Below are 13788 nucleotides of genomic sequence, written 5' to 3'. Positions count from 1 at the left end.
CGATTACTGGCAGCTAGGCAGCGGCGTGCCGTCGCTCCAGGCGTTGCGCAGCCATTTGAGGCCTTCGGTGCCGTTGTAGTCAATGGTCGGCGAATGGTTGGCCGGATCGTTCTGGCCGACATAACACGCGCTGCCCCATTGCGAACCGCGCACGAAGCGGGTGTCGCTGACTTCGATGGTCACGCCCGAACCCCGGCCCGAATCGTAAGGCGCCAGGGTGTAGCCGCCGCCGGCGAGTTGGCTTTGGCGGATGGTCAGAGTCGAACCGGCGCCCGGACGGTCGGCCCAGAAGATCGCCGCGTTGCCGTAGCCGGAGGAATTGACCGGGCGCGCGTCGATGTTGCTGTGGATCACGCTGACGTGGCCGACCTGGCCGGGCGAATAGAACTGCAACGCGTCCAGATGATCGTCGGGATAGAAACAGGTGTTGTGGATCAGGCTGTCCTGGATCAGCACCGGTTCGCCGCCGCCGGCGATCAGCATGTCGTCGCCGTTGTGATGCAGGTGCGCGCGGATCAGGGTGTAGCCGTTGTCGCCGTTGATCAAACGGCGGCCGCCGTTGTTGACCGCCGGGCAACGGTCCGGGCCCAGGTCGACGTCCTTGAGGACCAGATTGCGGTTGGTGCGGTGATCGACGAAGCCCTTGATGCGGCTGTTGCTGACGGTGACGTTGTCGTGGCGGATAACCAGATCGCCGGTGATCAGCAAGGCGTTGATGACCTGACCGTCGCGGCTGCTGCTGTAGCTGCCGTTGATGGTGGTCAGCGTCTGGCCGGCCGGAACGCCGGTGCAGTTCGCATCCGGGAACGCCGGGAACGGCGGGCAGGTGCGGGTGTTGGCCAAGGGCGGCGTGGTCACCGCGACCGCTTCGGAGCGCGCCGATTCGTTGCCCGCCGCGTCGAGCGCGCTGACCCGGTAGCTGTAGCGCGTTTCCGGTTGCGCGTCGGCGTGGACATAGCCGGTGAGCTCGGTTTCGCCCAACGCGACCGGGTTGCCTTCGGCATAGACGCGATAACGCACCGCGCTGGTGTCGTCGGCGCTGGCGTTCCAACTCAGGTTGACCGTGCTCGCATCGGCCACCGTCGCCGCCAATCCGGTCGGCACGCTCGGCGCGGTGGTGTCGCCGCTGAGCGGAGCGAATTCGACGTCGACCCAGTAATTGGCCGAACGCCAGGTCGAGCCGGGGAACCCGCTTTGCGCGCCGTAGCGGTAGTTGCCGTTGCCGCCGTCGCTGCCGTCGCGCAGCGCGCGCAGCGGGCCGTTGGCGTAATCGGCCGCGGAGAAATAATCCAGATCCGCCGAGTAGCGGCCGTTGGGCGCGTAGTACGAGACGATGTAAGTGGTGTCGGCGGCGATGCGCACCGGCGTCGCGAACGAGGCGCGCTGCCAGCCCGAGGCGGTTTCGTCGCTGAAGCCGACCCGGGCCAGCAAGGTGCCGTCCTGCGCCCACAGATTGCCGACGTGGGCGCCGGTGTTGGCCGCCGACTTGTAGAAGCGCACGCCCTTGATCCAGCCCGGTTGGGTGCTGCGGAAACGCAGGCCCACTTCGACGCCTTCGGGATCGGTGGAATCGACCAGGGTCGGCAGCGCGCTGTCGTTCCACAGGCTCTGGTTGCCGGCCTGGAACGCGCGCACTTCGCGGATGTTGGCCCAGTACGAACTGCTTTGAGTGCAATGCAGCTTGCCGGTCACCCGGAACGCGCGCGCCTCGCGCGGTGCGCCGCGGAAGCTGTAGACCACGCCGGCGGTCTGCGAGGAATCGTAGGCGTATTGCGGTTGCACCGCCCAGCCGCTGTCGCGCCAGTCGCCGCGCGCGCTGTTGGAAAACTGCAGGCTCAGTCCATCGCAGAACGCGCCGTCGCCGCTGCTGTTCCAGCTGCCGTGGACGATCTCGATCCGGTCGACGGTGCGCGGCGCGTTCCACACCACGCCGGCGGCTTCGTAGTTGTTGCTGGGTTCGGGTTGGCCGCCGCTGAGATCGACATCGACGCTGTCGTCGCCGTCGTTGAGCAGGGGCGCGGCGACGCGCACGCTGTTGGGTTCGGTTTCGCTGCGGCCGTCGGCGCCGGGGGTGAACCCGTGGGCCCAGCGGTACGCGGTTCCGGCCGGCGCGATGTTTTGCGCCGACGCCAACGGCGCCGCCGACAACGCGCCGAACAATGCGAGCGCGGGCAACAGCGGATGCGTGGATACGAAGCGATGGCCCGCGCGATCGCGCGCAGGCGATGAGCCTGATTCGTTAGGCATGGGAGGATTCCGGTGCGTGGATTGCGCGAACGCGCGGGGTGTGCGCCCAAGGAACGGCGAGCCGTTCCTTGGGCGGTGTTGCGGGGAGGAGGTCCCTGGATTCCCGGGGCTAAACTAGCGCCGCGGTGGGACGAAAAATCTGGGTCGTCGTCACCAAAATCCAGATCGATGACAAACGTCAGCGCCGCTCGATGTCATCGCGACGCGCGTGCGCGGCCGATTGGATGAAACAGTCACGGATACGCGCCGATTTTTGTCATGCCCTACGCATGACGGAATTTTTTCTTAGTGCATCGCGGCAGCGAATCGATGCGGCGATGCGCGCGCTGCGCCGATCGCGGACAGATCCAGTCCGCCTCGCCCGATCCCGCCGCGGCGTTCAGCGCGCGGAGCCGTCCCGCAGCGCCGGCAGCAGCGGCGCGATGTCGCCGTCGTTCTTGGCCGGGGCGATGCCGAGCAAACGCGCCAGCAACGGATACACGTCGACGTTGTCGAACGGCGCCAGGGTGGCGCCGCGCTTGAACGCCGGGCCGCGCGCGAGGAAGATCGCGCGCATCGACGGCAGCGCCGGGTCGTAACCGTGCGAGCCGCGGGTCTGGTTCTTCGGCCAGTTCTTCAGCTTCTCGGCTTCGATCGCATCCCAGCCTTCGTGCATCTGGCAGACGATCGGCGGCACCCGCGGATGGGTGCCGTAATGCCAGCGCGCCGGCAGTTCGCTCTTGCGCCAGCAGTCGTAGTGATCGTGCTTGCCGAGCAGGCGCCGTTCGACTTCGGCCTCGCGTCCGGGCTTGGGCGCGATGCCGATGGACTGGCCGACCGAGGTGACCGTGGCTTGTTCGACCGAGACCATGTCTTCCACCGCGATGCGTTGTCCCGGCGCGACTTCGGCCATGCCGTGGTCGGAGACGACGATCAGGTTGACCTGTTCCAGTTGGCCGCGCGCGCTCAGCCCGTCGAGCAGACGGCCGATGGCCGCGTCGATGCGTTGCATGGCTTGTCGCGATTCGGCCGAGTCGGGGCCGTGGTCGTGGCTTTCGTGATCGAGCGCGTCGAAGTAGAGCGTAGCCACGTGCGGGCGGGTGGCGGCGGGTTCGCCCAACCAGCTCAGCACTTCGTCGACGCGCGCGTTCTCATCGATCTTGGCGTCGAACGGACGCCAACGGTTGGGGCGCATGCCGTGAATCGGCGCTTCGCTGCCCGGCCAGAACAGGGTCGCGCTGCGCAGCCCGGCTTTTTGCGCGCCGATCCAGATCGGCTCGCCGCCGTTCCACCAGCGGGTGTCGCCGACGGCGTCGCGGTCGGCGACCTTGAATCTGCCGATCGCGCTGTCGCTCATGCTGTTGTGGATCACCCCGTGGTGGTCCGGACGCAGGCCGGTGACCAGGGTGTAGTGGTTGGGAAAGGTCAGCGACGGATACGACGGCGACATCCATTGCGCGCGCACGCCGCTCTGGGCCAGGCGTTCCAGATTGGGGGTCAGGCCCAGTTCGAAATAGTTGGCGCGGAAGCCGTCGATGGAGATCAGCAGCAGCGGGGTGTCGGCCGGCGGCGCGGCGCGCGGCGTCGCCGGGCGGGTCGGCGCGGCGCAGGCGGTGAGGACCAGGACGAAGGCGAGCAGGGCGGCGCGGGCCGCGGGGATGATCGAACGCATCGGGCCATGATACCGGCGGGCGGTTGCCGGCCGGTGTCAGCTATCGTCGGCGGCGGCCGCGCGGCGAGCCGCCAGGATCGGCATGGCGGGCGCCGACGCGGGCGATGCATGACTTCAGTCGCTGGCGTATTGGTGGGCGCGGCCGGATAGTGGCCGCGGGTTCCCAACGAGATTCGCCATGCGCGCCACCGCTCGTGCCGCCTGTCTGTGTCTGTCGCTGCTGGCCGCCGCGCCGGCCGCCAGCGGTGCGGATGCTGCCGCTGCCGGGGTGGAGACGAAATCCGTCGCGCCGGCGCCCGCCGCGCCGCCGTCGCCGCCGGTAAAGCCGGCACCGCCGCCGCTGGCACCGCTAAGCGAGGAGGAGTGCGCGGTGTGGGCGCGCGAGCTGAGTTTCGCCCGCTCGATCGCCGAACACGATGCCCAGGCCTTCGCCGCGCATCTGCATCCACAGGCCGCGTTCGGCTCCGGCCGCCCACAGCCCACGCGCGGACGCGAACAGATCGCCGAGCAGTGGAAGGGGCTGATCGAAGGCAAAAGCCTGCGCCTGCGCTGGTATCCGGCGCGGGTCACCATCGGCGGCGTCGGCGATGTGGCCTGGTCGACCGGGCCGGCGCTGTATCAAAAGCTCGATCCGGGCGCTGAGCCGCGTTATCTGATCGGCGCTTACCAATCGGTCTGGCATCGCGATGGCGACGGCGTGTGGCGGGTGTTGTTCGACGACGGCCTGACCCCGCGTCCGGCCACCGAGGCCGAAGCCATGGCCTTCGAGCGCGGCCGCCGCGAGGACTGTCCGCGACGCTGACGACTGCATAAACGGCGGCGGCGATGGGACTGTCGCTATGACAGGCGAGGCGTAGGCTGAGCGCGACCGATTGCGATTCACGCCGCCACGTACCCGAGTTCAGGAGGTGTCCGATGAAACGTTCGATGCTGGTGTTGCTGCTGAGCGCTTGCGCGTTCGCCGCTTCGGCGCAGACCGCGCCCGCCGCTGCTTCGCCCGATCTGGCGCGCGAGCCCGCGCAGCCTGCGGCCGCGGCCGATGCCAAACCGGCGGCAGTGGCCGCCAAGCAGGACCGCCGCGATCCCAGCTGCCTGACCCAGACCGGTTCGCGGGTGCAATCGCGCAACCAGAAAGACTGTGTCGGCTACGGCCGCAGCTACAGCCGCGACGAACTCGACCGCACCGGCCGCACCGACGTCGGCCAGGCGCTGCGCCAACTCGATCCGCGCTTGAACTGAGCGCCACCGTATCCCTTCCGGTTCGAACCTCGGTTCGGACCGTCCTCACGCCCGGCCTTGTGCCGGGCGTTTTTTTGTCTGTGGGGCGGGGATGGCGAGCAAATGCGGGGATGACGAGCAAAAGCGAAGGCCTGGGTTGTTTCCAGCCGCCGCGTTCCTTCCTACCGTCATTCCGGCGAAAGCCGGAACCCATTTTGATCTTGCTCCAACCCGTTCGCTCGGCGCCGCACCATCCCCGGCGCTAAACCCCGATCCCATCGAGCAACCGATCCAACGACGCCCGATAAAACGCCCGAAATTCACGCTCGCCATAACTGAACCTCCCAGCGCGATACAACACGATCAACCCATGGGTATGCGCCCACAACGTCATCGCGATGTCCCACGGATCGCCCGCGCGCAAGCGCCCGGCCTGTTGCGCCTCGATCACCACGTCGGCGACCACGTTCAAGGTCGGCGAGCGCCGCGCGCGGAAATCTTCCGGAAACCGCCGCGCCTGCTCGCGCTGCATGGAAAAGGCGTGGTCGAACAAATGCGGATGGGCCAGCGCATAGTCCAGATAGATCTGCTGGGTCGCGCGCAGCCGCGCGATCACGTCGCCGCCGTCGTTGCGCGCGCTCCAGTGGCGCGAGATCTCCTGGAAGCTGTCGTCGCTGATGCGCTGCAACAGCGCCTGGCGATTAGGAAAGTGGCGATAGATCGCCATCGGCGTCAGCCCGACCGCCTCGGCGATCCGGCGCATGCTCACCGCTTGCGCGCCGCCGCGCTCGAACAAGGCGCGGGCGGCGCGCAGGATACGGTCGGCGGTGGCGGGCCCAGTCATGTATACAGCGTATACATTGGGTGCCCCGATCGGCAAATTCGCGCCGAAATACCGCTTTGCCTGCTCGCCCCGGCGGTCCGCGCGCTGGCGGGCGCCGGAACCGCGGCGCGATAATTCCTGTCTCTTTCGAACGCCGGAGTCGCCGTGTCCGCCACCGATCGCAACGATCCTTCCCGCGTCGTCCGCGCCCCGCGCGGCAGCGACCTGAGCTGCAAATCCTGGCTCAGCGAAGCCGCCTTCCGCATGATCCAGAACAATCTGGATCCCGAGGTGGCCGAGAACCCGGCCGAGCTGGTGGTCTACGGCGGCATCGGCCGCGCCGCGCGCGATTGGCCGTCGTTCGACGCGATCCTCAAGTCGCTGCGCGAGCTGGAAGACAACGAAACCCTGCTGATCCAATCCGGCAAGCCGGTCGGCGTGTTCCCGACCCACGCCGACGCGCCGCGGGTGCTGCTGGCCAATTCCAATCTGGTCCCGCACTGGGCCAACTGGGAGCACTTCAACGCCCTGGATAAGAAGGGCCTGATGATGTACGGGCAGATGACCGCCGGCAGCTGGATCTACATCGGCTCGCAAGGCATCGTCCAGGGCACCTACGAAACCTTCGTCGAGATGGGCCGCCAGCACTACGGCGGCAACCTGAGCGGCAAGTGGATCCTCACCGCGGGTCTGGGCGGCATGGGCGGCGCGCAGCCGCTGGCCGCGTCGCTGGCCGGTGCGTGCTCGCTGAATATCGAATGCAAGCAGAGCAGCATCGACATGCGTCTGCGCACGCGCTACGTCGACGAACAAGCCAGCGATCTGGACGACGCGCTCGCCCGCATCGCCAAGTACACCGCCGCCGGCGAGGCCAAGTCGATCGCGCTGCTCGGCAACGCCGCCGAAGTGCTGCCGGAACTGGTGCGCCGCGGCGTGCGTCCGGACGCGGTCACCGATCAGACCAGCGCGCACGATCCGGTCCACGGCTACCTGCCGATCGGCTGGAGCGTGGAGCGCTGGCTGGCCGAACAGAAGTCCAACCCCGACGGCGTGCGCGACGCGGCCAAGAAGTCGATGCGCGTGCACGTGGAAGCGATGCTGGCGTTCCAGCAGCAGGGCATTCCGACCTTCGACTACGGCAACAACATCCGCCAGATGGCGCAGGACGAAGGCTGCCAGAACGCCTTCGATTTCCCCGGTTTCGTGCCGGCCTACGTGCGTCCGCTGTTCTGCCGCGGGGTCGGCCCGTTCCGCTGGGTCGCGCTCAGCGGCGATCCGGAAGACATCTACAAGACCGACGCCAAGGTCAAGCAAATCATCGCCGACGACGCGCACCTGCACCGTTGGCTGGACATGGCCAAGGAGCGCATCAGCTTCCAGGGCCTGCCGGCGCGCATCTGCTGGGTCGGCCTGGGCCTGCGCCACAAGCTCGGCCTGGCCTTCAACGAGATGGTCCGCAACGGCGAGCTGAAGGCGCCGGTGGTGATCGGCCGCGATCACCTGGACAGCGGCTCGGTGGCTTCGCCCAATCGCGAAACCGAGAGCATGCGCGACGGCAGCGACGCGGTCAGCGACTGGCCGCTGCTCAACGCCATGCTCAACGTCGCCGGCGGCGCGACCTGGGTGTCGCTGCACCACGGCGGCGGCGTCGGCATGGGCTATTCGCAGCACTCCGGCGTGGTCATCGTCTGCGACGGCAGCGAGGAAGCCGATAAGCGCATCGCGCGGGTGCTGTGGAACGATCCCGGCACCGGCGTGATGCGTCACGCCGATGCGGGGTATGAGATCGCGCAGCAGTGCGCGAAAGAGCAGGGCTTGAATCTGCCGATGCTGTAAGGCGCCGTCGGCGCTGTTTGGGAGCGCGTGCTGCGGGCGTTTGCCGCGGTCGCCATCGGCGGCCGCGGAGGTTCGATCCGCGGCGGAAGTTTCGTCTTGGCGCGATTGGCGCAGTCGCAGCTTGCGCAGCTCCTACAGTCGGAATCGAAACGGCGGCCCGATCGTGGGTCGCCGTTTTCGTTTGCGGCGAGTTGCCTCAGCCCGGAATCGTCGGCTCCACCAGCCGCTCCAGCAGGGTAAGCGACTCCTGCCAGCCCAGATGGCACTGCTCGACCGGGATCACGTCCGGAATCCCTTCCTGCACCACTTGCACTTCGGTGCCGCAGGAGACTTCGCGGAAGGTGATGGTGGTGACCATGGTGCCGGGCAGGTTGGGGTCGTCGAAGCGGTCGTCGTGGACGATGCGCTCGTTCGGAACCAGTTCCAGATAGGTGCCGCCGAAGCTGTGGCTGCTGCCGCTGCTGAAATTGGTGAAGCTCATCTTGTAGCGCCCGCCGACCCGCGCATCCAGCTCGTGCACGGTGCAGGTGAAGCCGTCCGGCGGCAGCCACTTGCACAGGGCGGCGGCGTCGAGGAAAGCGCGGTAGACGCGCTCGGGCGGGGCGGTGAAGACGCGTTGCAGGCGGACGGTGCCGGTCATGAGAGTTCTCCGAAAGTGATGTGATGAGGTGCAGTCCTCATTATGGCGACGAACGGGAACGGCGCGGATCGACATCGCGGCGCGAATACATTTTCCTAACAGTTTCGCCGAGGATTTGTTGAGAAGGTTGCATCCCCGGCGCCGGGCGGCGGGCGCTTGTCGATTCGGCTTCCCGTGGTTCGTCGTACTGTTGTCACTGGCGAACCGGGCGTCCCGCCCTATCCTCGACCGGTGCGACCACAGCACGGAGCCCGCGATGACCCAGGAACCTTCCGCCGCCGATCCCCAGGCCGCCGCAACGCAACCCGCGCACACCCTGTGGGGCGACCTGCGCGACGCCATCCGCGGCACCGACGCGGACTACACCAAGATTCCGCTGCGCCGCGCGGTGTTCCTGCTCGCGGTGCCGATGGTGCTGGAGCTGGTGCTGGAATCGACCTTCGCCGTGGTCGACATCTTCTTCGTCGCCAAACTGGGCCCGTCGGCGGTGGCGACGGTGGGGCTGACCGAAAGCTATCTGTTCCTGCTCTATGCCGTGGCCATGGGCCTGGCGATGGCGGTGACCGCGGTGGTGGCGCGGCGGGTCGGCGAGGGCCGGCGCGAGGACGCGGCGATCACCGCGGTGCAGGCGATCTTCATCGCCTTGCTGGTCTCGGTATTGCCAGCGGTCGCCGGCATTTTCTATGCGCAGGACCTGCTGCGGCTGATGGGCGCCGATGCCTGGAGCATCGAGCACGGTTACCGCTACACCCAGTGGATGCTCGGCGGCAACGCGGTGATCATGCTGTTGTTCGTGATCAACGCGATCTTCCGCGGCGCCGGCGATGCGGCCATCGCGATGCGGGTGCTGTGGCTGTCCAACGGCCTGAACATCCTGCTGTGCCCGTTGCTGATCTTCGGCCTGGGTCCGGTGCCCGCGCTCGGCATCGAGGGCGCGGCGATCGCCACCAACATCGGCCGCGGCATCGGCGTGCTGTTCCAACTGTGGGTGCTGTTCCATGGCGGCAAGCACATCCGGGTGACGATGGCGCAGTTGGTCTGGCGCGGCGCGATGCTGTGGAACATCGTGCGTACTTCGCTCGGCGGGGTCGGCCAGATGATCGTGGCGATGACCTCGTGGATCTTCCTGATGCGGATCCTGGCCAGCATCGGCAGCGAGGCGGTGGCCGGCGCGACCATCGCCATCCGCATCATGATGTTCACGATGATGCCGGCCTGGGGCATGTCCAACGCCGCCGCGACCCTGGTCGGGCAGAACCTCGGCGCCGGCCATCCCGAGCGCGCCGAAGCCTCGGTGTGGCAGATCGGCTGGTACAACATGGCCTATCTGGTCATCGTGTCGGTGCTGTTCTTCGCCTTCCCCCACCAGTTGGTGCAGTTCTTCACCGACGATGCGAAGGTGATCGAGATCGGCGCGCAGTGGCTGCGGATCCTGTCGTACTCGTTCTTCATCTACGGCTGGTGGATGGTGACCGTGCAGGCCTTCAACGGCGCCGGCGACACCATGACCCCGACCAAGATCAACGTGGTGTTCTTCTGGCTGATCCAGATTCCGCTGTCGTACGTGCTCGCCGTCACCCTGGGCTGGCAGCACTCGGGCGTGTTCTGGGGGGTGTTCGTGTCGGAAACCTCGGTCGGCGCGTTCACCCTGTGGCTGTTCACCCGCGGACGCTGGAAGAACGCGAAGGTGTAACGGCGGCGACTCGCGCGGCGCCGCGTCGGATCACTCCGGCGCGGTGGCCGCCGGTTCCATCTCGGCCCATTCCACTTCGAACTGGCGGAACTGCCCGGGAAACAACTCGCCGGGCACCGACGCGATCCGGAACCGGCCGTGCCTGAGCGTCGCGCGCGCGGCGAGCCGGTCGATGCCGCCGTCGATCAGCGCTTCGAGTTCGTTGTAGCGCGGGTCGTAGTGGCCGTACTTGGGATGCGATTCCGGCGTCTGCCGGCCGGCGTGGACCTCGGCCTCCCAATGCCGCCAGATCGCCCAGTGCTCGCGCGCCCAGCCGAAGGTTTCCTCATCCAGCGGGGTGAGGGTGAAGGCCTCGGCGTACTGGGGGTGTTCGGAATCGAAGGCGCAGGCGAAGTAGTGCGGCTGGCCCTGGAAATCGGCGATGCCCGCGCGCGGGCCGTCGTCGTAGTCCCAGGTCATGTGGATCGGTTCGTAGGCCATGGGCGATGCGGGGGTTGTTCGGAGATCGATAGCATGCGCGATTGGCCGGCTCGGTCAATCGCGCAGCGCACAATCCGCCGATCGCGGCGGCCTTCAGCGGTGACCGGCGCTCAGCGGTCCGTCCACACGGCCAATTCGTAGCCGCTGGGATCGGTGAAGTGGAAGCGCCGCCCGCCGGGGAATTCGAGCTCGGAGGTGATGGTGCCGCCGGCCGCTTGCACCCGCCGGCGGGCATCGGCCAGGTCGTCGGCGTACAGAATCACCAGCGCGCCGCCCGGGCGCGGCGCGCTTTGGACGTGGAAGCCGCCTTTCATGCGGCCGTCGTCGAATTCGCAGTAGTCCGGGCCGTAGTCGGTGAAGCGCCAGCCGAAGGCGGCGCCGTAGAAGGCCTTGGCGGCGGCGATGTCGGTTACGGCAAATTCGAGATAGTCCAGGCGCAGGTTGCGGTCCGAAGCGGTCATGAGTTGGTCCTTGATGAGGCGGCCGCGGCGGTCGCGCGGCCGGATAGGGCGTTGTAGGTCATCGCCGCGGCGCGGTCTTGAACGAAACGGCCAGGTCGCCGCCCAGTTGCCGCCGCACTTCGCCGGGCGAGCAGCCGCTGAAGCTCGCCACTTCGCGGTTCATATGCGCTTGATCGGCGTAGCCCAGTTCGAGCGCCAGTTCGGCCAGCGGCGCCGCGCGGCGCGCGCGCATGGCCTGCATGAAGCGGCCGAAGCGCAGCACCCGCGCCAGCGTGCGCGGACCGTAGCCGAAGGCGTCCAGGCTGCGCCGGCGCAGGCTGCGTTCGCTCAGGCCGGCCTCGCGCGCGATCGCGCCGGCGCTGGCGCCGTCGCCGTTGTCGCTCTGCAGCCGCGCGTACACGCGTTGCAGGCGCCGGTCCGGCAGCGGCGCATCGCCGAGCAACGCGATCAGGCCGCGTTGCAGCACCGCCAACGCCTGGCGCTCATCGGCCGCGTCGGCGGCGCGCGCGGTCAGATCGCGCGCGCGCGTTCCGGCGAATTCGGCGAAGTCGACCCGCGCATCGCGCAGTCGTTCCATCGGCACGCGCAACAACGCGTTCGCGGCGGCGGCGCCGAACTGGAAGCCGATCACCCGCGCGCCGGCGGGCACGTGCGCGATCGCCGGGCCGGTATCGGGCCCGGCGACGAACAATTCGCCGCCGGCCCAGATCAGATCGATGCGCGCATCGGGCACGATCACCAGCGGCGCGCGCAGATCCGCCGCCACCCGATTGCGCCAGATGCGCTGGATGTGCCCGCGCAATCGCGGATGCGGCGCGGTGTGCGCGAAGTGTCCGGCGGCGTCGGCGAGGATGCCGGCGGGCGGAGCGGGAGCGTCGTCGACGGGCACGGGCGCGGATCCTGGCGGAACACATTGGCGATGATAGTGGCGCGAGCCGGCGGCCGCTGTATCGCCAACGCCTCTTGCGCCGCGCGCGGCATGCGCCGTCGCCGGCCGCGGCGCCCGCCGCCGGATCAGGCCTTGGCCAGCGCTGCCTGGATGAGTTGCTGGACGTCGTAGTCGCCTTTCGGAGCGCATCGGGGCAACAACTCGGCCTCGGCATCGTCGATCGGTTCGAACCGGTCCGACAGGTCGGTGGCTTTCTGATGGCCCTTCAGACCCCAGGCGAATCGCGCCCGCGCGGTTTCCGGGTCGGGCCGGTAGTTCTCGGTCTTGCCGACGATTCCCCAGTTGCCTTCGGTCTTGCGCTGAAACAAGCCGTAGGCGTCCAGCACCACCAATGGCGTCAGGCGCCGATGCGCGGCATTCGGATCGATCGACGGCGTCGCTGCGAACGCATCGAAGATTTCCGCGACATGACCGTCGTTGATGCGGGCGATGATGCGGCCGAAGCCGAAGCGGCCGTCGTCCATCTGCAAGGAGAAAAGATCGCCGGGTTGCAGCTTGTCGCGGTGGATCTTCTTGAACGGGTAGGGTTGCATGTGGGTGGTATCCATTCCGGTTGCATCCGCGCCTGCCTTGACGAAAAGGGCCGCCGTCGCCGGCAGCCCTTTTCTGGATCGCGCATTCAGTACCGCGTCGCCGTCGAACTTACTTCGACAGCTCCAGCGCCAAGGACGACACCCAGCCCTTGTTGCCCAGTTCGTCTTCCACTTCCCACATCGCGCCCTGCTTGTTGCCGGTGGGGTAGAGCATCATCCCGGCTTCGAGCGGACGCACCACCTTGCCGGCGCCGTTGGAATTGGCGAACAGGCGCGCGGCCTTGACCACGGTCACCGCCTGCTGCGAATTCGAGGCCGAGGCGTTGCCCGACAGGCCGCCGAGCTCGGACACCAGGTTGGTGTAAGCCTGCAGATAGGCCATGGTGATGACCTGGCCGACTTCGGTGTTGGCGTAGCCCGACACGCCCGCGCCGCCCAGGCCGCTGCTGCCGAACAGCGCGCCGCTGGCGCCGAAGCCGATGTCGGTCTTCTTGGCGCTGCCTTCGGCCATCGCGACCTGCTCGGAGGAGCGCACGTCGGTGACGGTGAGCACCACGTCGGCGGTCTTCTTGTTGAAGTTCAGATTGCTGGCGACCGCGCCGGCCTTGCCGCCGATCAAACCGCCGAGCATGCCGCCGATGGCGTTGCCGCCGGCGTTGCTGTTCTTGGAGATCAGATCGGGCACCAACACGTAGTCGGCGGCGCGGATCTGGCCCTTGCCGATATTGGATTTATTGCGCAACTGGCCGCTGGAGGACAGTTCGCGTTCGCGCATGGCCATGTCCATGCCGGCGCCGCGGTCGACCAGGGTGAAGCAGCGCGACTTCTGCACGAACACCTTGATCAGCTTGCTCGGCGCGGGCAACTGCTGGCCGCTCCACCAATTGACGGTGTCTTCCGGCTCGATCACCGAGATGGCGCCGAGGTTCTTCGAGCAGGTCGGAATTTCGTTCATCTTCTCGGCGCGCAGGTCCTGCGCGCTTTTGCGCTGGGCCGATGCCGGCGCGACGCTGAGCGCCAGTCCCAGCCCGATCGCGCAGGCGGCGGCGGGGATTGACTTGATTGCGGTCTTCATTGTGGTTTCGTTCCTTCAAACAGCTTTCCTGAAAGCCGCGTCCGTTGCGGTGCGGCGCCTGATAGAGCCCTGTTCGTCTCGCTCCAGCCTTGCGCGCAGCGGATCGACGATCCTCGCCCCGGCATCGGCCTGCTCAGCGCTCTTGCGAGTCGAATCGAGCGGGCGAATGTTAGGAAGATTGC

The 13788-nt window shown here is 67.7% G+C and carries 13 protein-coding genes; 4 read left to right on the top strand and 9 right to left on the bottom strand.

Going from position 1 to position 13788, the window contains the following annotated elements:
- Positions 1-3: 3 nt before the first annotated feature.
- Together V7787_RS32985 and V7787_RS32980 are read right to left on the bottom strand one after the other, a co-directional pair.
- The gene (locus V7787_RS32985) at positions 4-2247 is read right to left on the bottom strand and encodes a DUF4082 domain-containing protein (protein WP_336091632.1); all 2244 of its coding nucleotides are present in this window, start codon (positions 2245-2247) and stop codon (positions 4-6) included.
- A gap of 379 nt (positions 2248-2626) precedes the next feature.
- Positions 2627-3898, bottom strand: a complete 1272-nt coding sequence (locus V7787_RS32980) for an alkaline phosphatase family protein (protein WP_336091631.1) — start codon at positions 3896-3898, stop codon at positions 2627-2629.
- A gap of 178 nt (positions 3899-4076) precedes the next feature.
- Here V7787_RS32980 and V7787_RS32975 point away from each other — a divergent pair, with 178 nt between their 5' ends.
- On the top strand, positions 4077-4700 hold the full coding sequence (locus tag V7787_RS32975) for a YybH family protein (protein WP_336091630.1): 624 nt from the start codon (positions 4077-4079) through the stop codon (positions 4698-4700).
- Positions 4701-4813: 113 nt separating this feature from the next.
- Positions 4814-5137 carry a hypothetical protein gene (locus V7787_RS32970; RefSeq protein WP_336091628.1) on the top strand — a complete coding sequence of 108 codons (324 nt, stop codon included), beginning with the start codon at positions 4814-4816 and terminating at the stop codon, positions 5135-5137.
- A 241-nt stretch (positions 5138-5378) separates the two neighbouring features.
- Here the strand turns inward: V7787_RS32970 and V7787_RS32965 are convergent, their stop codons facing one another.
- Positions 5379-5960, bottom strand: a complete 582-nt coding sequence (locus V7787_RS32965; protein ID WP_336091626.1) for a TetR/AcrR family transcriptional regulator — start codon at positions 5958-5960, stop codon at positions 5379-5381.
- 144 nt (positions 5961-6104) lie between these two features.
- Here V7787_RS32965 and hutU point away from each other — a divergent pair, with 144 nt between their 5' ends.
- The gene (gene hutU, locus V7787_RS32960; protein WP_336091625.1) at positions 6105-7775 is read left to right on the top strand and encodes a urocanate hydratase; all 1671 of its coding nucleotides are present in this window, start codon (positions 6105-6107) and stop codon (positions 7773-7775) included.
- 196 nt (positions 7776-7971) lie between these two features.
- Here the strand turns inward: hutU and V7787_RS32955 are convergent, their stop codons facing one another.
- Positions 7972-8415, bottom strand: coding sequence for an SRPBCC family protein (locus tag V7787_RS32955; protein ID WP_336091623.1), 444 nt, complete (start codon positions 8413-8415; stop codon positions 7972-7974).
- Positions 8416-8671: 256 nt separating this feature from the next.
- On the opposite strand from V7787_RS32955, the gene V7787_RS32950 reads away from it, so the two are divergent.
- Positions 8672-10108 (top strand): MATE family efflux transporter, encoded by a 1437-nt coding sequence (locus tag V7787_RS32950; protein ID WP_336091621.1) that lies wholly within the window; start codon positions 8672-8674, stop codon positions 10106-10108.
- A 30-nt stretch (positions 10109-10138) separates the two neighbouring features.
- On the opposite strand, the gene V7787_RS32945 is transcribed toward V7787_RS32950, so the two are convergent.
- The 5 genes from V7787_RS32945 to V7787_RS32925 all read right to left on the bottom strand — a co-directional run bounded on the left by V7787_RS32945 (position 10139) and on the right by V7787_RS32925 (position 13606).
- On the bottom strand, positions 10139-10588 hold the full coding sequence (locus V7787_RS32945; RefSeq protein WP_336091619.1) for a hypothetical protein: 450 nt from the start codon (positions 10586-10588) through the stop codon (positions 10139-10141).
- A gap of 110 nt (positions 10589-10698) precedes the next feature.
- Positions 10699-11049: a VOC family protein gene (locus tag V7787_RS32940; protein WP_336091617.1), complete on the bottom strand. Its 351-nt coding sequence runs from the start codon at positions 11047-11049 to the stop codon at positions 10699-10701.
- Between the two features lie 58 nt (positions 11050-11107).
- Positions 11108-11938: a helix-turn-helix domain-containing protein gene (locus V7787_RS32935; protein ID WP_336091615.1), complete on the bottom strand. Its 831-nt coding sequence runs from the start codon at positions 11936-11938 to the stop codon at positions 11108-11110.
- Positions 11939-12063: 125 nt separating this feature from the next.
- Positions 12064-12546, bottom strand: coding sequence for an Imm26 family immunity protein (locus V7787_RS32930; RefSeq protein WP_336091613.1), 483 nt, complete (start codon positions 12544-12546; stop codon positions 12064-12066).
- A gap of 94 nt (positions 12547-12640) precedes the next feature.
- Positions 12641-13606 carry a CsgG/HfaB family protein gene (locus V7787_RS32925; RefSeq protein ID WP_336091611.1) on the bottom strand — a complete coding sequence of 322 codons (966 nt, stop codon included), beginning with the start codon at positions 13604-13606 and terminating at the stop codon, positions 12641-12643.
- Positions 13607-13788: the final 182 nt, after the last annotated feature.

This window comes from Pseudomonas sp. CGJS7 (genome assembly GCF_036961695.1).
This window is presented reverse-complemented; position numbering and strand designations above follow the sequence as displayed.